We start from the raw sequence: 25,569 nt of genomic DNA, 5'->3' as shown, positions 1-25,569 counted from the left end.
ATTTTAGTTAAAGCTCTAATGATGAGATAAAAGATTGTTCCTCGGCGCTTTCTTGGCTAGTGGCATGCTCAATATGTTGGAACATACCTTTAAGTTTTTCATCTATGACCGCTAAGTCCCTCTCGTATTTAAAGGCATGTAGAAAATGTTCGATACGCTTTGAAAAAAGTTCGTCTTTCGTATTTACCATTAATACGAGAAGCTTATCCCATTGACAACAATAAGTGTAATACAATGCTAAATCATAATCGGATTGTACTTGCATTGTGAACCTCCTTTTTAGAGGGTACACATAGTTTATGGCGAAAAAAATTAATTAGCCATGAGAGAATTTAACAAAAGGTTACGGTAGAGGTTAGGTAAAATAAGGATGGTTAAGGGCCGGAACGATAGGGAAAAAAGGAAATATAGTGTTATGATTTTTCGGATTGTAGAAATACTTTATTGGTTTTTGATCAGATTACTGAAGAATAGGCTTCATTGGTGCTCAAAACTGGTGAAATTGACCTGAAATATATTAATTTGTATTTACCTTGGGGTTTAATTGCGATTTGGGGAATTTAATTTAAGTTCCTGGAATTTAATTGCTGCTATTAATTTAAACAATTTTCCTCTACAGATAAAAATCTTTTCCCCAGCTTAAGTATACTTATATTTGTAATAGGGATAATAAGATTAAATTAAAATAATAAGCATGTGTACTTGCAATCCAAACTACATTAGGTTTTCTTTAAAAAAAGAATTCCAAAAAATGAAGTTATATCAATTGAATTGTAAAAATAAAATGAACTATCGTATGAATTTTTTTCATACGTTTTTTTGTGTTTATGTTTTAAAAAAATTTCGAATTAGACAAATGATTATTGTTTGGAAGTGACGATTCTTACATTAATTCATATTTCAGTTCATAGAATAATATAAGAAGAGACAGGAGGAGAGTGTGATGAAGGCGAGTGATTATAGAGCGTTGGAATATGCTATTGACGAAATTACAGAGATTGCGAGAGGATTTGGGCTAGACTTTTACCCAATGCGCTATGAAATCTGTCCTGCAGATATCATTTATACATTTGGCGCTTACGGTATGCCTACAAGATTCTCCCACTGGAGCTTTGGAAAACAGTTTTATAAAATGAAGCTTCATTACGATTTAGGGCTAAGCAAAATTTATGAATTGGTAATCAACTCTGATCCATGTTATGCATTTTTATTGGATACAAACTCTCTCGTTCAAAATAAATTAATCGTTGCACACGTTTTAGCTCATTGTGATTTCTTTAAAAATAATATTCGTTTCTCAAACACGAAGAGAGATATGGTTGAAAGTATGGCAGCTACTGCTGAACGAATTAAACACTATGAACATATATACGGAAAGCAAGAAGTAGAAAATTTCCTAGATGCGGTCCTCTCAATTCAAGAGCATATTGATCCATCATTAATGCGACCAAAACTGGCGTATGATTTAGAAACTGATTTCCCAATAAAAGAGAAAAAACGAGTGACGCCATATGATGATTTATGGAATATGGATCAAAGTAAAGAAAAGAAAAATGATTCAAATCTTATCCCCATTAAACGGAAACAATTCCCACCACAACCTGAAAAAGATATCCTATTATTTATCGAAGAATACTCCAGAGAACTAGAAGAATGGCAACGTGACATCCTGACTATGTTACGAGAAGAAATGCTTTATTTCTGGCCACAGCTCGAAACGAAAATTATGAATGAAGGCTGGGCAAGTTATTGGCATATAAGAATTATGCGTGAACTAAATCTTGATTCAAATGAAGCGATTGAGTACGCAAAGCTTAATGCAGGAGTGGTTCAGCCATCAAAAACAAGCATTAATCCTTATTATTTAGGATTAAGAATGTTTGAAGATATTGAAGAGCGATATAATAATCCTACGAAAGAAATGAGAGAATTAGGTGTTAAGCCTGGCAGCGGGCGAGAAAAAATGTTTGAAGTACGAGAGTTAGAGTCCGATAGTTCTTTTATACGAAACTACTTAACGAAAGACCTTGTTATGCGTGAAGATATGTATTTATTCCAGCGACAAGGTAAGGAGTATAAAGTTACGGATAAGGCATGGGAGAATGTAAGAGATCAACTTGTAGTTAGTCGAGTAAATGGAGGATTCCCATATATCGTTGTTCAAGAGGGAGATTATTTAAAAAATGGTGAGCTTTATTTGAAGCATTCCTATGAACATATGGAACTTGATGTGAAGTATGTTGAGAAGGTAATGCCTTATATTCATCAGTTGTGGGGTAGAGGGGTTCATTTAGAGACGAATATTGAGAATAAGTCAGTGTTGTTTAGTTATGATGGGAAGAATATTCATCGGAAGTATATTTGAAGCCACCTTTTTTAGGTGGTTTTCTTTATGTTTAGAAAGTATAGAATTCTTTTTCGGTAAGTGGACCTGGACCTTATGTAACTAAATGGCAGTTTAGTTCAATAAGGAATTTGCAAACTTATAGTTGGAAATGGAAAAATATGTTAATATTAGTAGTATCATCTTAGGAAAATCTTCTTAGTGAATATAATAAATTGAATAACTAAAGGAGAATAAAAATGAAAAAAATTCTTTTGTTTTCAGTAAGTTTTATCCTAGTATTTGTTGCTTTAAATGTATTCTCAGGTATGCTTTTAACGGTATTTTATCAGCCTGATATAGCTAATCAATGGAGTAATATTTCAAAATTGCCAAATGAGGTTGTTTTTGTTGAAAGTTCTTCTGTATCTCCATTCATTATTACAATGTTATCAGTTATTATCGCATTTGTTATACAAAACCGTTTTGCTAAAGCTAATTAAAATATAATTGAATTAACTAACTGATGCTTAAGTTCAATAACAAGAACCATTTAAAGTGGTTCTTTTTTTGTTATTAAATGGCACATTGTTAATAACAATCGAGTTATTAAGGAAAGATAACACCAGAGGTGAATAGAAAATGAAGATGAAAGTGACGATTTTTATGTTCATTATGATGTTATCTTTTGGATCGATTGTAGGATACGCGCAACCTAAAAAGTGTCCTGTGTTAAGTGACTTAGACAAAACATCAATGAAGGATCAAAAAGAGGTAATAGAAGTTTTAAATACCTTAATACCCAAAACTTATGGTACAGGTTTAGAGGATCTACCTGGCATTTATACGAAGTGGAATGTAGTTACCGCAAAGCCATTCCCTAAAACAGTTGGTGTGAAAGAAGAAGAAGATTATTTTGGAATGGCAAAGCATTTTTGCGGGAAAGAGATTGCTGAAAAATCGTGGCTTGTCCGTTTGGATTTCCCAAAAGCACCTGGGGCTAACTTAGCCCAAGGTCAAATATTTTTAGCTAAAAGTAAAGAAAAAGGATGGTTTGTTTGGTTTCGATACCATTAACCTTATTCAACTAAAGCAGTGCGTTAGTTGAATAAGATAAATACAAATTTTATTTTTTGCCTATGTACTCTTTTAAGATACTGAATTCGTTTATAGGAAACTCGTGATTGCCCCATACTTCTTTGTATCCATTTGTTCCATGAATCCTCGGATCCACAACAGTGAATGGTAGTTTATATCGTACTCCCATGGTAGTTGAAGAAGACTCTTATATATTTTTTGATAATTACACATTGTAATATTGATTAACATTTTCAATCAAATTATCTATAATCTGAATTCTTGTTCTAAGTATTTGTTTAATTTTTAAGTTATTTAATAAGGAAATGAACTCCTCTTTTGATGAAGGACTAAATTCAAAATGTTTAGAAGGTCCATACATTTTATTCATTAACACTCCTTCTAAAGCATGAATTAAAGTGACTTGATGTCTTTCCTCTAACTCTGACCATCTTTTTATATCATCCCAAGTAGGATTGGATTCGATATACAATTCGTCCCATCCTTCTGTAACAGGGAATTTCACATGATTTTCCATCCAAGCAATAACTTGATGCGATTTATTAGAAGATAGATGAGAAAGTGCATCATAACCGTTTATTTTCCCATTCGATTGTTCTTCTAAATAATTGAATACTAATTTTAATCCAGTATTATCGTCAAGACACTTAATACTAAGATATGAACGCAATCTACTATCCAACTGCATATGATGATTAACTTCCCATAAATTTGCAACCCAAGACTTTGCGTATATTCCCAAGGCTTCCCCAATAATCTCGCAAACCATCTTCTTATCGATAAACGCTTCATACTTATTTAGGTAATTAAGTAATTTATCAAACAAATCATTTTTATTAAATAACAAAAAGGAATTTAAAGCATCTTTATCTAGTTTCTTTCGATAAATAGTATAAGAGATTAGCTCGTCCATATTATTTTTAACATCATCTAAGGTAGTTTCAGAGAAAGTTTCAAACCACTCCTTCCACCTTAATGCATTTGAACTTGATGTGTCTAAACCATTTTCATTTAAAAAATAATCTATCTGCCATTTTTCACTACCCACACAACTTAATTCCGTAATCTTTTCCAGATAATCAATAAAAGAATCTGCAATATAGGTAACAGTATCTTCTTCGTGGTCCCAATATATAACTGGTTTTTCTTCACCCTCAGCTAACATATCAAAAGCATAAATGTCACCATTTCCAGCATGGGAAAATTCTAGTTTCCCTCTAAGGTTCTTACCATAATCTTCTCCATCTTCCTCCAAGTCTTCAGCTAATTCATCTAAATTCTGAAGCTCTGAAAAGTCCCAATTAATTTCTCCAGAAAATATTTCGCTAAATTCAGTGGGGATCATTGTATCTTCCGAAAATGAATAGTAAAACGACAATGATTTTGCATAATTTTTAATAATAGATTTATATGAAGGAGGCAATTTGTATCCTAACTCTTTTTCCTTTTCTTGAATTTCTTTTATTGTTGCTTTTTCTCCAAACTCAATTGGCTGCACTTTACCATTGTTTCTTTCTAATTTGTTCAGTATATGATCCCATTTTTTTAATAGATTTTGGTATTCTTTCATAAAAGTCATCCTTATTTTTATTGTTTGAAATTATCTTTTACGATAATAAGTTAAAAACCACTTGAGGAGATTGAGAATTTAAACTATCGCATGCGTTAGTTCAATAAGAAATGTATTCAAAAATAGCCCAAGGAAGCCAAAAAACAGTTTCAGTTTCAAGGTCTTCGTCATTTGCGATGTGACAACATCTGTCTGCATCAGCAAGAGATTTAATAAAACCATATTCATTCAATGTAAAATTAAATTGATTTTTAAAATCTTTTTCTAATCCGTTACACAGATAAGAATGAAATAGATTAGTTTCATAGCCTAAGATCTCATAACCTTTAAATGAACCAGTTTCATCAACAATAAATTCTTTCCTGGTAAGAACATTCTCTAATCCTGTTTTTTCATCAGCAGGCTTGCTTATAGTGCCTTCCTCTTCTAAGAAACTATCCAAATAAATATTTGGAAGTCCAATACCAATTATTCTTAAGTCTTTTATATGATTTAAAAATGTGTTAAAAAACTCTTTTGCTAAATCTAACGATGGGAAGATTTGCGGATATTCGAATTCTTTCAAATCAAACTTATCTTGAATCCAACTTTCCATCTCTTTGTATTTATCCTCTGAAATATTAAGATCTTGGATGTATTTTAGTTTATTTTCCTTTGAACCTCCCCAAAAACATTGATTACAGGATGAATATCACAAATGCACTCACTTACTGAGATTATACTATCGGGTACTATATCATTATCCATAAATTCTTGTCTAATTGAAGGAGCTACTATGTAATATCCTCCTGAAATAAACTTCATTTATTCACCTCTTTAAAAACATATAATAGCATTTTTCTATTGAACTAACGCACTGCGTCAGTTGAACAATAAATCCTTATAAATCCGTTCTTTTAGATATTTGTATAACATTGAAAACTGCAACAAATATAGAAATAATTAACCAGAATACAAGCAACCAAAAGGTAAAATCGAAATCATGTTCTGACCACTTTGTAACTATCACTAAAGTAAATAGCAAAATAATTCCTATTAATTTCCATTCGTTTGCAAATATAGTCTTTAAATTATTCATGGTTGATTCCCCTTTTTTCCCTTCAACAAGTAATTCGATGTTGTTATGTAATGTGATATAAACTTACCATATTTTTCGGATTTTGATATAAAAACTTCACCACTTCTTGTTCAACTAATCTGCCATTATGTTGAATAAGGAATTGAAGTTCTTGTTTATTGGAAGCAATAAAATGTAAGTTACATCAAAATAATATTAAATTTTAATTTACTTGTTTTAATTATAATTATTGATATGAATACTAGTTAGAAAGAAATTTCATATATTTCAATATTTCTTCTAGAACACTGGTGTTAATGGTTTTCAAAGAATTACATTCATTTCTGTTAAATTATTACTGTTGTATTAAAAATATTAAAAAAATATAATGAAAAAGGTTTGAAAATTATTATAGGGGAGTCGGTTGATTAGAAGTTAACCTAGAATTTTACACTTATATATTATAAATTAAAATTACATCAGGAGAAGAGTGACATGAAAAATTATACTCTTAGAATATTATTAACAAGACTAGTTCTTGTTGTTATAAATATTGGATAATAAATTAAAGAATTTTAAGTAAAAAAGGAAGAAAAAATGTCTAGTAATGAAATTAGTATTTTAGTATTTTTTGGTTTAATTGATTTAATTATGTTTGTATATGCTATTAGATTTAATAGAAAACGTTACGAAGAAATGAAAAATTTTAGTTTAGGTTCTGGTGAACAGTCAGGTGCATTTTTCTTAAATATAATTAATTTCTTCTCATATTGGATTCAAAAAACATTTTATTTAATGGTAGCAATTATTTTATTAGTTTTAATTATCTTTGCGGAATTATTAATTCACAATTATTTAGTGATTTTTTAAAATAGTTAGAATATTTTTTAAAGTCTCAAAATCATTGTAAATATTAATGTTATGAATGCGTTAAAAGTAGAAGGGATTCCCTTAACTGTTCATTTTGAATAGATAGCGGAGTCTTTTTTTTGGTAAATGGTGGATTCCCTTTTTGCAGTTTTACTTGTCTCGTGCCATTGAGAAGGAGATTAAGGACTATAGCCCATGGGAGCTATAGGGAGTTGGTTAAATAGATAAACATACTAGGGAACAAATTCTAAAACAATTAGAAAATGTTAAGCTGATTTTTAAATAGCGACCATAAGAACTTGAAATAAAAAGCATAATTGAATCAATGTAAGAATCATCAGTTCATTACAATTTTAGGAATCTAGATACTAATTAAATAAACGCTATTCAACTAACGAAACACGTTTGTTGGGCTAAGCATATGCTTTAAAATTAGCCTGTATCTCAGATTACTTGATAATTTAAGATACAGAAATTTACTTCCGAGTAATTAAATTATATTCCTCCTTGTATTATCAGATCATGTCGTATGAATAAAATGGTCAGCTGAAAAGTCGATTTTTTTTTGAGTTTATGGTTGATAGGATTAAAAGCTATAAAACGTATAGATCAGTAGAAGCCAGCTTAAATACTGATTATATTTTTGGTTAGGTATTTAAAATTTTAAACTCTCGGTATTTGAGCTACGGCAGTGAAATAGTCGACCAACGCTAGTTTTTGTATATATTCTGGAATTTAAGTAAATTTATCTTGCAAATGAACAGGATAGCAATAAAAATTAAGATATAATTAAAAAATTAAGATTAAATTAAAAAAATAAGGAGCGAATTAATGAAAAAATACTTCCAACTTTTGATAGTTTTACTTTTGCTTTTTTCTCTTTTTCCAGCCAAAAAATTCGCTGAAACAACAACCGGAACCGAAATTTATGGTGTCATTAGCGAGAACAGAACATTAACAAAAGAGGGATCCCCTTATATTCAAACAGGTGTGATTGATATCTATCCAGGAGCCACGCTTACTATAGAACCAGGTGTACAGTTGATTGGAAAAAATGGGTTATGGATATCTGTCAAAGGTAAATTACAGGCTGTTGGTACGGAACAGGACCGCATTTTATTACAAGATGTTTATGTAAAGGGTACTGATTTTAATAATAGCACGATTCAAATTGAGTATGCCGACCATTTTCATCAAACTACATACAATGGTGGTTTCCTCGTAACCACATTGAAAAAAAATGTTACGCTACGACATAACCAATATCAAAACGGTTCAATTTTGCTTTCGTCCTCTGATTTGGACTCTGTGATCGAGCATAATTTTTTTAGTCAAAAAGCAACGCTAGATGTTAATAATGGACTTGGTAAAGTGATGATAAAAAATAACACCTTCATCAATCCAATTGATCATTATGCTCCAGATATTAACTTGAATAGTAGAGAACCTGAAGGTGGAATTCCAAATATTTTTATTAACGAAAACAATTTCTTCGGTTACCCTCGAATAAAGGTGAAAATCTCTGGATATAAGGGGATCATCTTTGATGGGAAAAATAATTATTGGGGTGTGACAGATTCTAGTCAGATTAACCAAGGGATTGTTGATGTAAATGATAACATGAACTATCGAGACAAGTTAGACATCTCTTCAAATACATACAAACCGTTTGAAAATAGCTACCCAAAAGGAGAATTGGGCGTATTGGTGACAAGCGTGAGCGACCATGATCAAACGATTAATGGCATGACTGATGCGGATAGCCTTGTGGAAATTTACCATAATGATGTGAAAATCGGTGAGGGAAATACACTGCCGGATGGAAGTTTTCAGGTTCCAATCGAACTCCAACGAGGTGGAACCGTCTTATCGATAAAGGTAATAGATAGTTTCAACAGAACAAGTCCAATTACGAAAGTGACAGTGATGGATACTACACCACCAGAAGTCCCTAGCGTAAATGAAGTGACTGATACTGCGCTAGCAATCACAGGTACAGCCGAGCCATTATCCACCGTAGTTGCGATGGTTGCTAATGAATTAGTCGGTAAGGATGTAACAGATGAAAGTGGTCATTTTTCGATTGCAATTAAACCATTAATGGCTGATACACAGGTACGTGTAATTGCAATAGACGAGTCCGGAAATAGGAGTGAAGCTAAAACTGTTACAGTGATCCACCGAGCACTCCCAGTCGTACCACAGCTTATAACTACTGAAATGACTGATCAATCTACTAGTATTAGTGGATATGCAGACAAAAACTTGATGATTAAAGTTTTTGCTGGTGAAACACTCATTGGTTCGTCCTATGCTTTAGATGGTATGTTTTCAATACATTTCCAACCACAAGTAGCAGGCACGATAATGAAAGTTTTTGCAGAAGATCAGGATCAAAATAGGAGTGACATCATTCAATTAACAGTGAAGGATGTGACAGCACCTTCGTTAAAACTATCATTTGATTTTCCACTAACTGACGCATCAAAGGAAGTCATTGGCAACTCGGAAGCAGGGGCAAAGATCACGATCAGAAATGGAGAAAAATTTGTCTCTGATGGCTTTGCAAAAAATGATGGTAGTTTTGCGATACCAATCGCTATGCAAAAAGCAGGTACAGTTCTATACGTGACTGCAAGTGATGCTGCAAATAATGTAAGTTCAAGCGTTACTACGACGGTGATTGATAAAACTTCACCATCAGAACCAACAGTTAATCCTGTTACAAATAAAGATGGAAAAATTACAGGGAAAACGGAAGTAGGAGCAACTGTTAAGGCTGTTATAGATAATAAAACTTACAGCGCCATTGCTGATGTAAATGGCATTTTTAGCATGATTATCCCGATTCAAAATAGTGGAACAGCGATTTCAGTAACTTCAACTGATCTCGCACAGAACGAAAGTCTATCCAAAAAGGTGACAGTTACAAGAATTTCTCCAAATATTCCAGTGGTTAATACGGTAACAAACAAATCAACCACAGTAACAGGGGTAAGCGAAAAAGGAGCCACGGTTACCGTAAAAGTGGGGACGTTATCATATAACGGCATTGCTGATTCTTATGGGAAGTTCACAGTCAAGATATCTACTCAAAACAGTGGAGTAAAATTGAGCATTACTGCAAAAGATGCAGCAGGTAATATAAGCTTACCAAAGGAAATGCAGATTACTAAAGTTGCTCCAAATATTCCAGTGGTTAGTACGGTAACAAACAAATCAACCACAGTAACAGGGGTAAGCGAAAAAGGAGCCACGGTTACCGTGAAAGTGGGGACATTATCATATAGTGGCATTACTGACCAATATGGGAAGTTCACAGTCAAGATATCTACTCAAAACAGTGGAGTAAAATTGAGCATTACTGCAAAAGATGCAGCAGGTAATATAAGCTTACCAAAGGAAATGCAGGTTACTAGAGTTGCTCCAAATGTCCCGGTTGTTAACACAATCAATAATAAAGCGGCAACTGTTACTGGAAAAACCGAAAAGTATGCGGTAGTAACTGTTAAGATTGGCACAAAGTCATACAGCGCTAAAGCTGATAGTGTAGGGAATTTCAAAGTGTCGATACCAATTCAAAACAGTGGAATATCAATTAATATAACTTCAACCGTAGCTGGAAAAGTTAGTAATGCTAGATCCTTAAAAGTTACTCGTGTCGCACCGAATATACCCGTGGTGAGTTCAGTTAGGTATTATTCAACAACAGTTACTGGAAAAACTGAAAAGTATGCAGTTGCTTCAGTAAAAATTGGAACAAAAGTTTATACATATAAAGCAAATAGCTACGGGAATTTTAAAGTAAATATACCAAAACAAAAAGCTGGAACATATTTATATGTTACGGTAAAGGATACAAAAGGATTAATTAGTGCAATAAGAACGGTAAAGGTGTATTAAAATTTGCATGAAAACTGAAAAAGCAGTGGAACTAAAGTCCACTGCTTTTTTCAATTCATCCTTATATTCATCAGTTGTGGGGTAGAGGGGTTCATTTGGAGACAAATATTGAGAATAAGTCAGTGTTGTTAAGTTATGATGGAAAGAAAATTCATCGGAAATATATTTGATTCTTGACTACAAAAAAGGATATAAAAGTGCGCTAAAAGAATAAAAATCTTTCAGTTTCACTAATAAGATTAATCAAAAGTCATCGTTCGATTAGAATGGTGTTTTTTATTTATCTTCTTACTAAATTAAAATCTTCAAACAATCTAATGAAATTTTCACTTAATAAACTTATGAAATTCCATTTAAATTAATAATTACAAAGTGATATTAATTTAAATGGAAGAATAAGATTTATTGGAAAGAGGTGAATTATATGTTATCTGTATGCTCGAAAATGATAGTTGCATATGATCATTCTGAATTAGGCAAAAAGGCATTAGAAACGGCAATGAATATAGCAAAACAGGATAAAAGGATAGAATTGGTTGTTATTATGGTTATTAATATACCATATACCGTTTCTTACTATCGTGTGATGCGTAAGGCAGAACTCTTAGCAGCCAAGGAAATACTTATTGAAATTGAGAAAAAGTTAAATTCACTGCCAAACAAGTCAAAAACATGTGTATTGGAAGGAAACCCTGCTGAAACGATTGTAGATTTTGTTAAGCAAGAAGACGGTGATCTTGTTGTGATGGGAAGTCGTGGTTTGAGTGTATTAAAGGAAATTTTCCTAGGCAGTGTCAGTCATTATGTATTGCAAAAAGCTACTTGCCCGGTATTAATTGTTAGATAATCGAGTTCTATTTTATTTACGTATGTATTTTTAAAGATTTTGAAATTACTAGTAAGATCATTCTAATTGAAGATGATGATTTCAGTTTTGTACTAACTTTCCACTCAAAAACTATTTCTATGTAGGTCAATTTAATACCTATTAAAACTGTTTAAAATTTGAGTATATTAAGAATCGAACTACTTTTACAAATCTAATATAGTTTTGTGAATACATCTATATTATATGAGTCTATTAGGACTATATCGAGGTGTTTAGAAATAAATAATCGAAATTAGTATAGGAGGAAGAAAAGGATGTTAAATGTATGTTCAAGAATAGTAGTTCCATATGATAATTCTGAATTAAGCAAAAAAGCATTGGACAGGGCTATCATATTAGCAAAACAAAATAAAAGTATCGAATTGAATGTCATCACAGTATTTCATGTACCTGTTGATGTTTCTAATTACGGTACGTTGAATATAGAGGAGATACGCCAAACAGAATATGAGATAGCGAAAATAGCACTTAATGAAGTAAATAAAAAGCTGGAAGAACTTCCTAATCGTACAGAAACATTCGTTTTGGAAGGTATTCCTTCGTGTACGATTGTGGATTTTATTAATAGTAATAATGCCGACCTTGTTGTGATGGGTAGCCGTGGTCTAAGTAATTTAAAAGAGTTGTTTTTAGGCAGTGTCAGTCATTATGTAGTACAAAAGGTGACTTGCCCAGTATTTATTATTAAATAATAATCTTTTTAAATTTGGTTAAACTTGATGTGCATTTTTTCTATGCTTAAATTATACAGGTTTTGTAAATGACATTGTACCTATAATAGAAATAGAAAAATTATATATTAAAGAATAATATTTTACAAAGTACATATTTTTTACTGTTAAAAAATTAAAATAAGAAAACGCTCAGGAGGGTGAGAATCAATGGAAAATAAAAATGTTGGTAGCTATGAAGTTATTGTTTCTGATAATCCTGTTTCTAATTTTTTAACAGTAGTAAATCTGCTTGGATTTGGTTAGTTATACGTATTTACTTAGGGTACGAATGGTTATCAGCTGGATGGGATAAAATAAATTCAGACGTTTGGACTGGATCACAAGCTGGAGTTGTAGTAAAGGGCTTTACTCAAGGTGCTTTAGCTAAAGCTAATTCTACTGTTCCTCATCCAGATGTAACTGGTTGGTATGCAAGTTTTTTAAAGCACACAGTATTACCAAATGCTAAATTCTTTTCATATTTAGTAGCTTATGGTGAGGTTCTTGTAGGTCTAGGACTAATTTTAGGTTTACTAACAGGAATTGCTGCTTTTTTTGGTAGTTTAATGAGTGTAAGCTATTTATTTGCAGGAACGCTTAGTACTAATCCCCTTTTGTTTATTCTAGCTACTTGGTTAGTATTAGGATGGAAAGTTGCGGGATGGTATGGATTAGATAGATGGGCGCTACCGTTTTTAGGAACGCCTTGGGAAAAAATGGATATAAAAGAAACAAAACAAGTTACTAATAAAGTGTAATTATTTGGATAACAGAAAGCACAATAGTCTATAAATTTAAAACCTCCTGTAAAGGTGGTTTTTTAATTGGAAACGATGCAATCGTCCTTGTTATGCTGGTATTGACAGAAGCAAAAATAAGTCTATAAATAACTTTAATAAATAATTTAGACATATAAAACCTCTAATTGTACCCTAATATCCATGCGTGAAGATATGTTTCTATTCTTAGCGACAAGGTAAGGAATATAAAGTCACTGATAAGTATGGGAGAATGTAAGAGATCAACATGTAGTTAGTCTAGTAAATGGAGGGTTCCCTATATATTGATTTCAAGAAGATAAGTAGAATCCCCCCTTCAAAAAACATAGAAGGGGGGTATTTGTTTGTGCGTAATTTAAGAGTTTCTTTGAAAACAACTTATATCGTATCCCCATTAAAAGCATTAATTTTATTAAGGGAAATTTAAGGTACACAATCCAAAATGGGCTTATCAAATGAAATTAGGAGGAGTAAAAAATAAACTAAAACAAGCTCTAAAACAAACGATCAATAGTAGAGTAAGTTTGCTGTATAAACGAAAGACAAGCCCTGATGTTCTTAAAATCGTTAAAAGATAGTAGAGGCTCTGAGATATGTGAAATTCCGAAATCGCATGTATCTCAATAAAGAATAATCGGGTACATATTCATATCAATCTCACTGATGGAGAGGAGAAAAGTAAATTGAAAAAGTGGGTTATTATTTCAGTTATTGTTGTTGCTGTTGGAGGAGGAAGTGGCTGGTTCATATATAGTAAGAGTCAAGCAAATCAAGCCCAAAATGTGATGGCTACAGTACAAACAATTACGGCACAAAAAGGAAAGTTAGAAGTAGCTGTTACTGGGTCGGGTTCGGTAACTGCAAATACCGACGAGGATGTTACTGCAGCAAATACGATTCTTGTTGTGGACAGTGTAAGTGTTTCATCTGGAGAATCAGTAGATAAAGGTGACACACTTGTGACATTTAAGAATGGTGATGTTGTTACGGCTCCAAAAGATGGAGAAATTACAAAGGTTTACGTAACTAGCGGTAGCGGTGCATCACAAGGAAAAGTACTAATGCGCATGGAAGATGAAGATGGCGTTATATTACCGATTACACGGGAAGGTAGTGGCAGTTCCTCAAATAATTCTAGTACAGGAAATACTGTAGGTAGTACTTTAGTAGCGGATACTGTAAATGTGAAGGAAGGATCAGTTGTCAAAGCAGGTGAAACACTTATGAAATTTACAGATGGTAGTGTTTTACAGGCACCAGTTGCTGGAACAATTACTAGTCTTGCTGTGAATAGTGGAGATTCGGTACAAAGTTCTACGACAGTTGCGCATATAACAAATTATAGTTCTTTGGAAACAACAATCAGTGTTGATGAATTAGATATCACAAAGGTAAAAGTTGGACAGTCAGTAAAAATAACAGCAAGTGCTTTTGAAGGTGAAACTTTCGATGGGGCTGTAACAAAAGTAGCAAATGAAGGCACATCGACAAATGGCGTTTCAACATTTGATGTAACTGTAAAAATTAAAAATCCAAAAGGTTTGAAAATAGGTATGTCAACAGAAGCAAGTATTTTAATACAAAGTAAAGCCGACGCGCTATATGTTCCAGTGGAAGCAGTATATAAAAATGGAAATGAAAAATATGTACTAGTTCCTACTTCTACAGATGATTCTGGACAATCTACAAAGAAAGTTACCGTCAAAACTGGTATTTCAAATGATACGAGTGTAGAAATTACAAGTGGATTAAGTGAAGGCGAGTCTATTGAAATTCCGAGCGTTCAATCTAAGGGGAATTCTGGTGGAGTTATGATGCAAGGAGGCGGGTTTCCAGGTGGTGGATTCTCTGGTGGCGGTTTTTCAGGTAGTGAATTCAACCGTAGCGGAAATTTCGGGGGGAAAAATCAATTAGGTGGCGGACAAGGAGGTAAATAATGACTAACTTTGAGCCGATCATTCAAATTAAAAATATGACGAAAATGTATGAACTTGGCGGTGAAACGGTAATGGCTCTACAGAGTGTATCTCTTGATATCCAAAAGGGTGATTTTATATCAATAATCGGTCCATCAGGTTCAGGCAAGTCAACATTTATGAACATGATTGGGTGCTTAGACCGACCAGATTCTGGGAGATATTTGATTAATAATGATGATGTAGGGCAAATGAAGAGCTCGCAACTAGCGACTATACGGAATGAAAAAATTGGATTTATTTTTCAAAATTTCAATCTTATACCAAAGTTAACTGCGGTAGAAAATGTAGAACTTCCTCTTATTTATAGAGGAATGAAAACAGCTGAACGAAGAGAAATTGCCCTTTCGGCATTAAAAAAAGTAGGAATAGTAGATCGGGCAAATCATTTACCTACACAATTATCAGGAGGGCAGCAACAGCGTGTCGCAATTGCGCGTGCCCTTGCTGGAAGCCCTCCTATTTTACTAGCAGATGAACCGACTGGTGCTCTCGATAGTAAAACAAGTAAGGAAATTTTAGAGATTATGAATTTGTTAAATGAGCAAGGACATACGATTATTCTAATTACACATGATTTAGATGTTGCAAAACAGGCAAATCGTGTTGTGCGGATACATGATGGCCAGCTATACGAGAATGGTGGTGAATGGTTTGCAGACACTGAGAATGGCGCTTAAGAGCATTAAAGGAAATAAAGTAAGAGCGTTCTTAACGATGCTAGGTATTATTATCGGTGTATCCTCCGTTATTGTGATGGTTGCGATTGGACAAGGATCAACGAAAGAAGTGCAAGATCAAATAGGAAGCTTAGGTACAAATGTATTAACAGTAAGTGTTACTGGTTCCGATGTAACGTTTAAAGAAGATGATGCCAATCAACTTAAGGACGTTAGTGGTGTAGAAGCAATTGCTCCGACTGTTTCTGGAAGAGTTACTGTAAAAAACGGACAAACGAACGCACAAGTATCAGTGACAGGAACAACGTCACCTTATTTAAAAGTTCGTGATTTAGAGCTACAATCAGGGCGGTTTATCGCAGACTTAGATAATGATAATCACTCAAAAATAGCAGTACTTGGCTCAAGCACAGCAAGAACTTTATTTGGTTTTGGAAATCCAGTTGGTCAATACGTTAAGGTTAATGGAACATCATTTAGAGTCGTTGGGGTACTTCAATCAGTTGGTAGTTCATTAGGTTCAAGTGGAGACAGTACGATATTTGTTCCACTTAGCACAGCTCAGCGTTTGGCATCTACTACTTCAATTGGAACTGTCTATGTAAAAGTAGAAAATGAAAATATGATTAATTTTACATTACGTAGAATTGAACAAAAGATGTTTGCAATCATTGGCGATGAAGATAGCTATAGTGTTTCAAGTCCAGAGGATTTAATGGAAACTGCTTCATCTGTTAATAAAACGATGACATTAATGCTAGGTGGAAGTGCTGCGATCTCACTTATTGTTGGTGGTATCGGTATTATGAATATTATGCTAGTATCGGTTTCAGAACGCACAAAAGAAATCGGAATACGAAAAGCAATTGGAGCAAAGCGTGGAAGTATTCTTCTTCAATTTCTTATTGAATCAATGGTATTAAGTTCACTTGGTGGAATTATAGGCGTTTTAATAGGTGTAATAAGTGCCAAAATATTTACGATAACGACAGGAACTGCAATTGCATACTCTGTTCCGGTTATGCTGTTATCGTTTGTATTTTCTTTATTAGTTGGGGTCGTATTTGGTGTTTTTCCAGCGAATAAAGCGTCAAAGCTTGATCCTATTCAAGCGCTTCGATATGAATAAAAAGAATAAAGAGGTTGTCCCAAAAGTAAAATTTTTAAGGGGCACCTTTTTTTATGTTTTAAAAAAATCATTCTTAATAATCTTAAAATAAATAAAAACCCTTCCTAAAAATGTAGAAAGAGTTTTAAATTGAGTAGTGAATTGCTTGGGAGAAATAAACTTATCAATTAATACCTTACTTGACGCCTTAGGTGAAGTTATTTTTAAAATAGCATTCTAAAATTCGAATGACCTTATATGCCTGTTAAATATTTTTAAATTTATTCTTCTTATTGGTTATTTTGCCTGAACTAGAGGTGTCCCACCTTGAACAGTAACCCAACCCCATTTTTGCCTAGCATCCATTTCCATTTTCTTTAATAATTCTGGAGTAAGTGAGTCTGATAAAATTTTATTTGCTTTAGCATCTGCTTCCGCATTTAGGATTTTTGTTTGATTTTCAATCTTAGCTTTTTCTTGGTCAGCTAATGCCTTTTTTACGTTCAATTCAGAAGTTGCTAATTGTGCTTGCGATTGTGCCATACCTGCAGGGGAACCTACGTGTGTAAATCCAAAAGTTCCGACTTCAATACCTTGTTTTGCAAGTTCTTTATCTAGTGAAGCATTGATCTCTTCAGTAATATCAGCTTGTTTTGAACCTTTAATGTCGTTCCAACTATATTTGTGCGTAATTTTGTTAACAACATTTTTCATTGTAGGTTTGACGATGTTATTTTTGATGTAACTAATATCTTTTCCACCTACTGATTGATAAAGATTGGCGACGTTTTTAGTTGAAATTTTCCATGTTAAATTTGTATTAACAGGGAGCTCTTGCTGATCTCCGGTACCTACTGACCATTCTTGATTCGAATTTCCACCTTCGTGTTTGTCACTTGATAAAACTAATGATTGTGTATATGTAGGATATTCTTGTACCGAAACTCCCCAACCAGTCCAATGAAAACCTTGGGGGACTTCAGTAATTTCTCCGCTCATATGTTTTTCAATACCAATACTACCAACACTAATATGCTACATACCGCCAATTGTGTAAATAATACCTCCAATTATAATAACTCCGCCAGCAAGCAGACTTCTTAAACCGTTCACTCTTCATCTCTCCCGATTTCTTTTTTTATGTTTTTAATATGTTTGTTAAATAACCTACCTATTTTGATAAAGACCTTATAAAACAATAAGAAGAGCACGATTCCAATAATGACAACTAAAATCCCGAATTGATAAAAGAAAACCATTGTTATTCCCCCGAATGTGAATATTAGATTGACTATCTTTCTACCATTTCTTATATGCAATTATAGTTTGATTTAAGCTGTATTATTAATTAAATTTTGCTTAGAATTTAGTGTGTTATCAGCTTTCATTGGAAAAATTAATACGTTTTAACAAAATTACCCCAAATGAATATTTATAGTTAAAAATATTCAAGAATAGGGAATCCCTAAGAAACCCACAAATTGTAGGGTTTTTTCTATTTGAGTAATATAAAATTGGCTTATTTAATATAGATTTCTTCTGAAATTAGCAGTGTCGAACTGGAAAAATCAATAAAATCAAGGCAAAAATAACCCAAGTTTAAATCAAAGGGAAATTAATTTTAATTGTAGAATTTTCCTTTAATAGAGTTGGAATTATATGAATTTGGTCAGTTGGTTTTTAGGAAGAAGATTACATACGTGGTTATAAACGATTAATTATTTGAAAAAACAGTATTGATACTTTTTTTAAAAATTAAAATCACATCAACACTTAATATAATTAAACTAGACCAGGAAAAGGAACATCGTAGAGTAATGGAGGAAACTATATGAAAATTGAACAATTAAGTCATCTTTGTGAAGTGATAGAAAGTGGTTCCTTTATGATTGCAGCACAGAAGCTAATTGTTAATGAAGCTGAGATGAAAGAATCAATCATTAGTTTAGAAAAAGAATTTGGTATAAAGTTAATTGAGTGTGTGGAAGAAACCAAAGTGATGCCTTCATTTGAATGCTTACAAATTATTTCACATATACAGGAGATCGTAAGGAATTGTCGCGAAATTGAAGATGAGGTTAAATCATTACATAAAAAATCTTCTGTAAATACAATGTATGATTTGAGTATGTTCTAACACAATATAGTAAGTAATTTAAATTTAGGACCAAATGATAGCAGATTTGGTTTTGTTCGAATGACTTTTACTTTTAATAACAAGCAAAAAAGAAGGGTACTAATTTCAGTATCCTTCTTTTAATTTGTCTCATATATAATTTTCCCTGTCATAGAAGTATCATAGTCACCTAAAGAATCAACCTCTGATTGAAACTGATCAGAAGTTAAGATTTCTTGAACTATACTTATCAGGTGGTCATTTTTAGGGGTTTTTAATATAACTAAATCATACTGTTCTGTGACGAGTGGAATAAAATCAATTCCTACAATTTTAGCAGCTTTTTCAATTCCTACTCCAACGTCTGCTACCCCTGTTGAGACAGCGGAGGCCACACTTATATGATTGCTCACTTCATGTTCATATCCTTTAATATTTTTAGGAGAGGTCTTATTAATACGTAGCTGTTCATCGAGAAGAATTCGAGCACCTGAGCCTTTCTCTCTATTGACAATTTTTATATCTTCACGTTCCAAATCTTTCCAAGAGGTAATCTTTAAAGGATTACCTTTTTTAACGTATAAGCCTGCTTTCCTAGATAGCAGATTGAATAAAATAAATGGATGTCCCACTAAAATTTTTTTAAGATATGGTAGATTATATTCTCCTGTATCTCCGTCAAAAAGATGAAGGCTAACAATGTCACATTCACCATTATACATAGAAATAAGACTGTTTAAGCTTCCAGTAAAAGATCTTAAAGATTTATAGTTTGAGTTTTTCTCGATCTGTTTACCGAGTATATCTAAAACTAAATCTTGGCCACTAATAACAATATGATTTGATTCTTTTAGATGATCACTTCTACGGGGTTCAAAAACTGAGGCAGGCAATGTGGTTTTTTGATTTGTTTTATTGTTTTTTATGTAATTGTCCAAGTCATTTGCTGCTATTCTCATCTGTCTTCCTACACGGAATACAGGTAATTCACCTTTTTTGACAAGGTCATAAATGGTTAATTTCGATACTTTTAAAAACTGTGACACTTCTTCGATTGTATAGGAAAGTTCCGTCGTCATTTACATCCCTCCATTTTCTATTTTAACTCAATGCCTTGTAAAAAGCATATTCCTAGTAAATTTATTGGAATTTTAAAATTCTATTTCTTATTTAGTTATAACTAAATATAATTAGATATAACTAGTTATATATTAAGCGGGAAGGTAGATGAAGGATGAAAAAAATTTATTCTTTAATAGTTTCGATGATGTTATTAGGACTAGTTGTATCTGGTTGTTCATCAAATGAGCAAGCTAAAAAGTCGACAGCTCAGAAACAAGAAGTTTCTCAAAAAAATGTAGAATTAACTATTTCAGCAGCTGCTAGTTTACAGGATGCACTTAACGTTATTAAAGCAAACTTTGAAAAGGAAAATCCTAATATAAGAATAAACTTCAACTATGGTGCATCCGGAGCATTACAACAACAAATTTCTCAAGGAGCACCAGTCGATCTTTTCTTCTCAGCTGCAGAGGACAAATTTAATAATTTAGTAAAAGCTGGTTTAATTAATCAGAGCCAGGGTAAAAATGTAGTTGGAAATGAACTGGTTTTAGTTGTACCAAAGGATACAAAAAAAGAAATTAACTCTTTTGAAGATCTTACAAAAGCAGATAAAGTTTCGATCGGTACGCCAGAATCTGTACCAGCAGGACAATATGGAAAGGAAACATTGGAAAATTTAAATGTTTGGAAATCAATTGAAGGAAAAGTAGTATATGGTAAGGATGTTAGGCAAGTACTTTCTTATGTAGAAACAAATAATGTGGACGCAGGAATTGTATATAAAACAGATGCATTGACATCGACAAAAGTTAAGATTGTAGCAACAGCAGCTGAAAATACACACGATCCAATTATTTATCCGTTAGGCGTAATAAAGAATAGCAAGCAACCTAAAGAAGCAAAAAAATTCTTTGAATATCTTCAAAATGATGAGTCAGTGAAGATATTAGAGAAGTATGGGTTTAAGGGACTAAATTAACTTTTTTTTATCTGACATAAGTTTTAGAAATGAGCCGATTAGTTGATTGGCTCATTTTTCTTTTGTGGAAAAATTAAAGAAGCTTTATGTTTCGAACATCTTTAAAACACAAGGATACGTGAGTTCGATATAGAGAACGAATAAGTAGCTTTGTTGAAGCGTGTTTAGAAGGGGAAATTTAAGATCAATCCTTTTATTAAATAAAAGAAAAATAGAATGCCGAATAATATAGGCTAGTGCATGTATTCCTTTATTGATATATTGAAGAGTTTTCGGTCTCTTTTCCCTTTTTGACCGATTAGCCAGTACCAGCTCTGTCCAATATAAAAAGAATTTGATACAAGTTGTTCAATATACTTTGAAATAATTCCATCGATTTTTTCTTTTTCAATTTTATTTTTTATAGACAAGGCAATGACAAAATAGGATTTATCACTTTCAAATTCAAGTAATTGAAGATGATATTTACCACCTTTTTTTTCATTAAAATCATTTAATACGTGATCTATACAGTTTCGGACGTCAATTTTATATTTAGCCGCCTCGTTCCAATTTGAAATAAGAGAGTCATATAATGAGACTGTTAAGATGTAATATGATGCATAGTCTTTAGGATTAAATTTTCGTTTCTCTTCTTTAAATGGATATAAAGGTGGAACAACAAATTTTTCATAATCAGCAAAAAAATCTTCAGTCATGTTTAATACCTACTTTCTAGTGAACAAAAGTTTACTATATCGAATCTTAATTTAGTTTTTCCTATTCTTTCCAAAAATAGACGCAAAGAAAGGATTGGATTAAGGAAAAGATGGTATAAGTTTTTAGTAAAAAACAGAATTGAAAAAATTCAACTCTGCTTTTTTGTTTATTTTAATCGGATAGTATTTCAAGTGAGAATACTAAAGAGGTAAAATCACCATTAGCAAAAGTATCATTACAACTGTAGAACATTGCATCTTTCTCCTTTTTGATTCTCATACCAGACTGAAAATCATGGAAACCTACCATTCGTTCTTCTTCCCACACATTAAAAATATTTAAAAAGCCACTGGAGCATTTTAAGATTAGTTCTGATTGAACTTCATTTTTCCAAATAATGACTGTTTTTTGTTTTGGGGCATTGTTGATTGATATTCCATTTTCTGATATAAATCCGACACCCTGATTTCTAGGAGAATTTGAACTTATAAATTTCAACTTAATCACTTTTTCTTCATTCAAATGAATTACTTCTGTATGAATTGTTTCATCAGAGTTTACAGACTTTTTAGTACTATACACTTTTTCTTTTACTAGTAACATTTTCACTTATCTCTCCTGTTAAGTTATTTTGATCCCCTAATGTTAATTTCAAAAAGTAACATAATCCTAAACAGGGGATACAGACCAATGCCATACCTAAAAAAGCAAAAGATGGAGATATAGAGTAGAGGTAACCACTTACTAATGTTAAAATACCGCTACCTAAACTTAAACCAAGAGCTGCATAAATTCCATGAGCAAAGGGGAAGTACTTGTTTTCGATGTTTTCATCTAAATATTTTACAAAGGCAAATTGAGTAAGCCCAAAAGTAATAGAATGCAAAAATTGAGACAATACAAAAACTGAAATGCTGTTAAAAGAAAAGATCAATACCCATCTTAATATAGAAGCACTTACACTAAACATTAATAAAACTGGAACAGATCTCCTTTTAAATAGAGAATCTGATAGATAGAAGAAAGCAATTTCTGATATTACTGCAATGATTAAGATGAAACCTGTAAAACTAGTTTTCACCCCAATATTTTTCAAAAAAAGAACAGCATAACTATAATATGCTGCATGTGCAGCTTGAAGGGTGATGCAGATCGTTAGTACTAATAAAAACGCTTTTGATTTAAACAATTTAAATAATGGAACCTTTTTTGATGTTATTTTTGTTTTTAAAGGTAAAGGAGCGTTCATGGATGTTAATAAAGAAAGTAGAACACATCCAATTATCAAAAAGTAAATAACTACATTTTCACTTTTTAAAGATATAATTATTCCGGTTAATGATAGAGAAATAATATAGCCAATCGAGCCATAAGATCTACTTTTTCCATACTCTATTTTGCTTTCTCTAATAAGGATAGACGCCATAGACTCATACATAGCTAAAGGCATTGGATAAACTAGACTTAATAAAACTGTAATGGAAGCTACTGCAATTAAACTATTAAATGGGATTAATAGGATTAATAGCGTAACAGAAGTTAAGGAAACTACTTGGTTTAATCTTGCTAAATTTAGGTATCTACTTATAAATGGAAAAATAAAAAAGGTTGTTATTGACCTTGTTATTAATCCTAAAGCAATGATAAGTCCAGCTTCATCAGCTGTAAAACCTTTACTTGTTGTTAGCCAAGCAGACCAATAAGGTACGAAAATTCCAAAAGTGAAGAAAAACCCAAAAAACTGTAATGACATCCATTTTTGATCGGTCATTTGATTCCACCCGTTTCGGAAAAATTACTTTTTTGATGATTTTGTTTCATAATAAAATCACGCATTTTTTGAAAACAATATTCAGTAGCATACCGATTATAATTAGAAGTTGATTGATCGGTAAAACCATGACTTCCTTCTATTTTAATGATTTGAATCTTATCTTTTGTTTTCAATTTATTTACGACACATTCAGGATCAAATGATTTTTCTTTCGTTGGAAAAATTAATAAGGTCTCGCATTTTGGACTAACCTCTAAGTAGTCTCTAATCCTCGAACCATAAAATCCAATTATTCCATCAAATAACCCGTCATATTTACTGCCTAACCATGCAATCGTTGCACCTACACTAAACCCCAAAATATACAAATTAGCACATTTAGTTCGAAGTTCTTTTGCAAGAGTTATAATTTTATTAGTAGCTAACTCAAAACCAATCTCATGAACAAAATGCTTATAAGCTTTGTTTTCATCTTTATAGCAAAAAATCTCTGAATTACCTAATAAATTTGGACAAACGACTGTAAATCCTAATTTATTCAAATTGTCACAAATTTCTTTTATATGTTTGTTAATTCCATAAATTTCATGAACGACTAAAATGGTAGTATTATGAAACTCGCAATTATTCAATTTGTAATCACCTCTAAATTAGAAAAAATAGGAATAGAAATTTTTTTCTATTCCTATCAAATATCCTGTAATACTAGATTTTCACTTGCATCTGGATCATTCCAGTGAAAGTAGGGTTTGCAGTCCACTCTGGATTTTCTAAATCATATAATGAATCGATTGTTGGAAAACGAGTTATTACTTCCTTAAGAATCTCCATGATCTCCACACGAGCAAAAGCAGCAGCTATACAAGTATGATAACCTCCGCCGAAAGCTACATGACGGAAACCTGTTCTACTTATATCCATTTTGTCAGGATTTGCAAATACTCGCTCGTCTCGGCCAGCAGAAGCTAAGAAGAAATAAACCGAATCATTTTTCTTGATTTGCTGTCCGTGTAATTCGATATCATTTGAAGCATGTCTAACAATATATTGGATTGGCCCTTCTAGTCTCATTGTTTCATCTAACACTTTTGGAAGAAGGGACATATCTTTTTTAAGCATTTCTAGAACATCTTGATTCTTAAATAGAAGATGTAATGTATTACTTAACACAAATTGAGGAATTTTATGTCCACCAAAAATTAAATGCATTGTTTGAGCAATTAATTGATCATCAGTAAGTTCACCATCTTCACCAGGAGTTTCAGAGATTAACCTACTTAATAAATCATTTTTCTTTTCTTTACGTCTTTCCGCAATCGCATCTGAAAGGTATGTCCAAATTTCTCTTACGCTTCCTCTAACTTGTTCACTAATTTCTTTACTAGGAACATGAGACACAACGAAATCTTGCATAAATAATGCGATATCATCAGACCACTTAATAAATCTGTCGACTTCTTCACCAGGAATTCCTAACATTTTACAAAGTACCATTGCAGGAATAGGGTGTGCGATCTCTTTTACAAAGTCAAATGAACTTATGTTTTTTTCAAGAACTTTATCAACGATTGTAGAAACAATCTTCTGAATTTCAGGAGCGATAAGTTCGATTTCATTAACTAAAAAGGCTCTGTTCATATAACCTTTTAATTGAGAATGAACTGGTCGATCATTATAGACCATCCAAGTCTTAATGATATCGATTATATCTTTAAAATGTTGATCTTCTCCTTCAGCAAGATTACTCATTTTATTCGGAATTACATTACTTGAAATAAATTTATCTCCAAGTAAATTCTTTGACACATCCTCATATCTAGTTATAAACCAAGATTGCATTTCTTCATGCCAAAAAACAGGTGCATCATTTCGTAATCTTTCATATAATTCGTATCTGTTTTCATAATACTCTTTACTATTTAAACTGAACTGCTCGACAGATTGTTTTACATTTATACTCATGTTATTTC

The 25,569-nt window shown here is 32.4% G+C and carries 23 protein-coding genes and 2 pseudogenes; 14 read left to right on the top strand and 11 right to left on the bottom strand.

Annotated elements, in window-relative coordinates; translation table 11 throughout:
* Positions 1-7: 7 nt before the first annotated feature.
* Positions 8-265, bottom strand: coding sequence for a YhdB family protein (locus tag RAH41_RS05895; RefSeq protein ID WP_331221232.1), 258 nt, complete (start codon positions 263-265; stop codon positions 8-10).
* A 678-nt stretch (positions 266-943) separates the two neighbouring features.
* Here RAH41_RS05895 and RAH41_RS05890 point away from each other — a divergent pair.
* From RAH41_RS05890 to RAH41_RS05880, 3 genes are all read left to right on the top strand, one after another.
* The gene (locus RAH41_RS05890; protein WP_331221231.1) at positions 944-2,365 is read left to right on the top strand and encodes a SpoVR family protein; all 1,422 of its coding nucleotides are present in this window, start codon (positions 944-946) and stop codon (positions 2,363-2,365) included.
* Between the two features lie 218 nt (positions 2,366-2,583).
* Positions 2,584-2,826 carry a hypothetical protein gene (locus RAH41_RS05885; protein ID WP_331221230.1) on the top strand — a complete coding sequence of 81 codons (243 nt, stop codon included), beginning with the start codon at positions 2,584-2,586 and terminating at the stop codon, positions 2,824-2,826.
* Between the two features lie 139 nt (positions 2,827-2,965).
* Complete coding sequence (locus RAH41_RS05880; RefSeq protein ID WP_331221229.1) at positions 2,966-3,400, top strand: hypothetical protein; 435 nt, start codon at positions 2,966-2,968, stop codon at positions 3,398-3,400.
* Positions 3,401-3,626: 226 nt separating this feature from the next.
* Here the strand turns inward: RAH41_RS05880 and RAH41_RS05875 are convergent, their stop codons facing one another.
* Positions 3,627-4,991 carry an SMI1/KNR4 family protein gene (locus RAH41_RS05875; RefSeq protein ID WP_331221228.1) on the bottom strand — a complete coding sequence of 455 codons (1,365 nt, stop codon included), beginning with the start codon at positions 4,989-4,991 and terminating at the stop codon, positions 3,627-3,629.
* A 100-nt stretch (positions 4,992-5,091) separates the two neighbouring features.
* Positions 5,092-5,586 carry a hypothetical protein gene (locus RAH41_RS05870; protein WP_331221227.1) on the bottom strand — a complete coding sequence of 165 codons (495 nt, stop codon included), beginning with the start codon at positions 5,584-5,586 and terminating at the stop codon, positions 5,092-5,094.
* Between the two features lie 1,059 nt (positions 5,587-6,645).
* Here RAH41_RS05870 and RAH41_RS05865 point away from each other — a divergent pair.
* The 9 genes and pseudogenes from RAH41_RS05865 (at position 6,646) to RAH41_RS05830 (ending at position 16,987) form a co-directional block, all read left to right on the top strand.
* Positions 6,646-6,918 carry a hypothetical protein gene (locus tag RAH41_RS05865; RefSeq protein ID WP_331221226.1) on the top strand — a complete coding sequence of 91 codons (273 nt, stop codon included), beginning with the start codon at positions 6,646-6,648 and terminating at the stop codon, positions 6,916-6,918.
* Positions 6,919-7,749: 831 nt separating this feature from the next.
* The gene (locus tag RAH41_RS05860) at positions 7,750-10,821 is read left to right on the top strand and encodes an Ig-like domain-containing protein (RefSeq protein WP_331221225.1); all 3,072 of its coding nucleotides are present in this window, start codon (positions 7,750-7,752) and stop codon (positions 10,819-10,821) included.
* A gap of 44 nt (positions 10,822-10,865) precedes the next feature.
* A pseudogene (locus RAH41_RS22585) lies at positions 10,866-10,991 on the top strand (stage V sporulation protein R); the annotation flags it as partial.
* 254 nt (positions 10,992-11,245) lie between these two features.
* A complete protein-coding gene (locus RAH41_RS05855) occupies positions 11,246-11,668 on the top strand; it encodes a universal stress protein (RefSeq protein WP_331221224.1) in 423 nt (140 codons plus the stop codon).
* Positions 11,669-11,964: 296 nt separating this feature from the next.
* Positions 11,965-12,402, top strand: a complete 438-nt coding sequence (locus RAH41_RS05850) for a universal stress protein (protein ID WP_331221223.1) — start codon at positions 11,965-11,967, stop codon at positions 12,400-12,402.
* Positions 12,403-12,591: 189 nt separating this feature from the next.
* Positions 12,592-13,181: pseudogene (locus RAH41_RS05845) on the top strand (DoxX family membrane protein).
* 704 nt (positions 13,182-13,885) lie between these two features.
* Positions 13,886-15,139, top strand: coding sequence for an efflux RND transporter periplasmic adaptor subunit (locus tag RAH41_RS05840; protein WP_331221222.1), 1,254 nt, complete (start codon positions 13,886-13,888; stop codon positions 15,137-15,139).
* Positions 15,139-15,858, top strand: a complete 720-nt coding sequence (locus RAH41_RS05835) for an ABC transporter ATP-binding protein (protein ID WP_331221221.1) — start codon at positions 15,139-15,141, stop codon at positions 15,856-15,858. The genes RAH41_RS05840 and RAH41_RS05835 overlap by 1 nt, the downstream gene beginning before the upstream one ends.
* Positions 15,824-16,987, top strand: a complete 1,164-nt coding sequence (locus tag RAH41_RS05830) for an ABC transporter permease (protein WP_331221220.1) — start codon at positions 15,824-15,826, stop codon at positions 16,985-16,987. The genes RAH41_RS05835 and RAH41_RS05830 overlap by 35 nt, the downstream gene beginning before the upstream one ends.
* Before the next feature lie 276 nt (positions 16,988-17,263).
* On the opposite strand, the gene RAH41_RS05825 is transcribed toward RAH41_RS05830, so the two are convergent.
* On the bottom strand, positions 17,264-17,965 hold the full coding sequence (locus RAH41_RS05825) for an SPFH domain-containing protein (RefSeq protein WP_331221219.1): 702 nt from the start codon (positions 17,963-17,965) through the stop codon (positions 17,264-17,266).
* 110 nt (positions 17,966-18,075) lie between these two features.
* Positions 18,076-18,225, bottom strand: coding sequence for a hypothetical protein (locus tag RAH41_RS05820; RefSeq protein ID WP_331221218.1), 150 nt, complete (start codon positions 18,223-18,225; stop codon positions 18,076-18,078).
* 572 nt (positions 18,226-18,797) lie between these two features.
* On the opposite strand from RAH41_RS05820, the gene RAH41_RS05815 reads away from it, so the two are divergent.
* Positions 18,798-19,103 (top strand): LysR family transcriptional regulator, encoded by a 306-nt coding sequence (locus RAH41_RS05815; RefSeq protein WP_331221217.1) that lies wholly within the window; start codon positions 18,798-18,800, stop codon positions 19,101-19,103.
* Between the two features lie 119 nt (positions 19,104-19,222).
* Here the strand turns inward: RAH41_RS05815 and RAH41_RS05810 are convergent, their stop codons facing one another.
* Positions 19,223-20,161 carry a helix-turn-helix transcriptional regulator gene (locus RAH41_RS05810; RefSeq protein WP_331221216.1) on the bottom strand — a complete coding sequence of 313 codons (939 nt, stop codon included), beginning with the start codon at positions 20,159-20,161 and terminating at the stop codon, positions 19,223-19,225.
* A gap of 155 nt (positions 20,162-20,316) precedes the next feature.
* Here RAH41_RS05810 and modA point away from each other — a divergent pair, with 155 nt between their 5' ends.
* Positions 20,317-21,126 carry a molybdate ABC transporter substrate-binding protein gene (gene modA, locus RAH41_RS05805; RefSeq protein ID WP_331221215.1) on the top strand — a complete coding sequence of 270 codons (810 nt, stop codon included), beginning with the start codon at positions 20,317-20,319 and terminating at the stop codon, positions 21,124-21,126.
* 233 nt (positions 21,127-21,359) lie between these two features.
* On the opposite strand, the gene RAH41_RS05800 is transcribed toward modA, so the two are convergent.
* The 5 genes from RAH41_RS05800 to RAH41_RS05780 all read right to left on the bottom strand — a co-directional run bounded on the left by RAH41_RS05800 (position 21,360) and on the right by RAH41_RS05780 (position 25,561).
* Positions 21,360-21,824, bottom strand: coding sequence for a hypothetical protein (locus tag RAH41_RS05800; RefSeq protein ID WP_331221214.1), 465 nt, complete (start codon positions 21,822-21,824; stop codon positions 21,360-21,362).
* Positions 21,825-21,996: 172 nt separating this feature from the next.
* Positions 21,997-22,434 (bottom strand): hypothetical protein, encoded by a 438-nt coding sequence (locus RAH41_RS05795; protein WP_331221213.1) that lies wholly within the window; start codon positions 22,432-22,434, stop codon positions 21,997-21,999.
* Positions 22,400-23,596: an MFS transporter gene (locus tag RAH41_RS05790; RefSeq protein ID WP_331221212.1), complete on the bottom strand. Its 1,197-nt coding sequence runs from the start codon at positions 23,594-23,596 to the stop codon at positions 22,400-22,402. The genes RAH41_RS05795 and RAH41_RS05790 overlap by 35 nt, the downstream gene beginning before the upstream one ends.
* Positions 23,593-24,231 carry a dienelactone hydrolase family protein gene (locus tag RAH41_RS05785; protein WP_331221211.1) on the bottom strand — a complete coding sequence of 213 codons (639 nt, stop codon included), beginning with the start codon at positions 24,229-24,231 and terminating at the stop codon, positions 23,593-23,595. The genes RAH41_RS05790 and RAH41_RS05785 overlap by 4 nt, the downstream gene beginning before the upstream one ends.
* 73 nt (positions 24,232-24,304) lie before the next feature.
* The gene (locus tag RAH41_RS05780) at positions 24,305-25,561 is read right to left on the bottom strand and encodes a cytochrome P450 (RefSeq protein ID WP_331221210.1); all 1,257 of its coding nucleotides are present in this window, start codon (positions 25,559-25,561) and stop codon (positions 24,305-24,307) included.
* Positions 25,562-25,569: the final 8 nt, after the last annotated feature.

The organism is Gottfriedia acidiceleris (genome assembly GCF_036421055.1).
GTDB classification, from domain to species: Bacteria; Bacillota; Bacilli; order Bacillales; family Bacillaceae_G; genus Gottfriedia; species Gottfriedia acidiceleris_C.
The sequence above is the reverse complement of the archived record's forward strand: the minus strand, read 5'-3'. Positions and strand labels throughout refer to the sequence as shown.

Excerpts from the sequence above, each read along its gene's own strand:
- RAH41_RS05885 (WP_331221230.1), top strand. The coding sequence starts at position 2,584 with ATGAAAAAAATTCTTTTGTTTTCAGTAAGTTTTATCCTAGTATTTGTT.
- RAH41_RS05850 (WP_331221223.1), top strand. The coding sequence starts at position 11,965 with ATGTTAAATGTATGTTCAAGAATAGTAGTTCCATATGATAATTCTGAA.
- modA (WP_331221215.1), top strand. The coding sequence starts at position 20,317 with ATGAAAAAAATTTATTCTTTAATAGTTTCGATGATGTTATTAGGACTA.
- RAH41_RS05895 (WP_331221232.1), bottom strand. The coding sequence starts at position 265 with ATGCAAGTACAATCCGATTATGATTTAGCATTGTATTACACTTATTGT.
- RAH41_RS05890 (WP_331221231.1), top strand. The coding sequence starts at position 944 with ATGAAGGCGAGTGATTATAGAGCGTTGGAATATGCTATTGACGAAATT.
- RAH41_RS05870 (WP_331221227.1), bottom strand. The coding sequence starts at position 5,586 with ATGGAAAGTTGGATTCAAGATAAGTTTGATTTGAAAGAATTCGAATAT.
- RAH41_RS05820 (WP_331221218.1), bottom strand. The coding sequence starts at position 18,225 with ATGGTTTTCTTTTATCAATTCGGGATTTTAGTTGTCATTATTGGAATC.
- RAH41_RS05790 (WP_331221212.1), bottom strand. The coding sequence starts at position 23,596 with ATGACCGATCAAAAATGGATGTCATTACAGTTTTTTGGGTTTTTCTTC.
- RAH41_RS05860 (WP_331221225.1), top strand. The coding sequence starts at position 7,750 with ATGAAAAAATACTTCCAACTTTTGATAGTTTTACTTTTGCTTTTTTCT.
- RAH41_RS05880 (WP_331221229.1), top strand. The coding sequence starts at position 2,966 with ATGAAGATGAAAGTGACGATTTTTATGTTCATTATGATGTTATCTTTT.
- RAH41_RS05825 (WP_331221219.1), bottom strand. The coding sequence starts at position 17,965 with ATGAGCGGAGAAATTACTGAAGTCCCCCAAGGTTTTCATTGGACTGGT.
- RAH41_RS05780 (WP_331221210.1), bottom strand. The coding sequence starts at position 25,561 with ATGAGTATAAATGTAAAACAATCTGTCGAGCAGTTCAGTTTAAATAGT.
- RAH41_RS05810 (WP_331221216.1), bottom strand. The coding sequence starts at position 20,161 with ATGACGACGGAACTTTCCTATACAATCGAAGAAGTGTCACAGTTTTTA.
- RAH41_RS05865 (WP_331221226.1), top strand. The coding sequence starts at position 6,646 with ATGTCTAGTAATGAAATTAGTATTTTAGTATTTTTTGGTTTAATTGAT.
- RAH41_RS05815 (WP_331221217.1), top strand. The coding sequence starts at position 18,798 with ATGAAAATTGAACAATTAAGTCATCTTTGTGAAGTGATAGAAAGTGGT.
- RAH41_RS05800 (WP_331221214.1), bottom strand. The coding sequence starts at position 21,824 with ATGACTGAAGATTTTTTTGCTGATTATGAAAAATTTGTTGTTCCACCT.
- RAH41_RS05835 (WP_331221221.1), top strand. The coding sequence starts at position 15,139 with ATGACTAACTTTGAGCCGATCATTCAAATTAAAAATATGACGAAAATG.
- RAH41_RS05855 (WP_331221224.1), top strand. The coding sequence starts at position 11,246 with ATGTTATCTGTATGCTCGAAAATGATAGTTGCATATGATCATTCTGAA.
- RAH41_RS05875 (WP_331221228.1), bottom strand. The coding sequence starts at position 4,991 with ATGAAAGAATACCAAAATCTATTAAAAAAATGGGATCATATACTGAAC.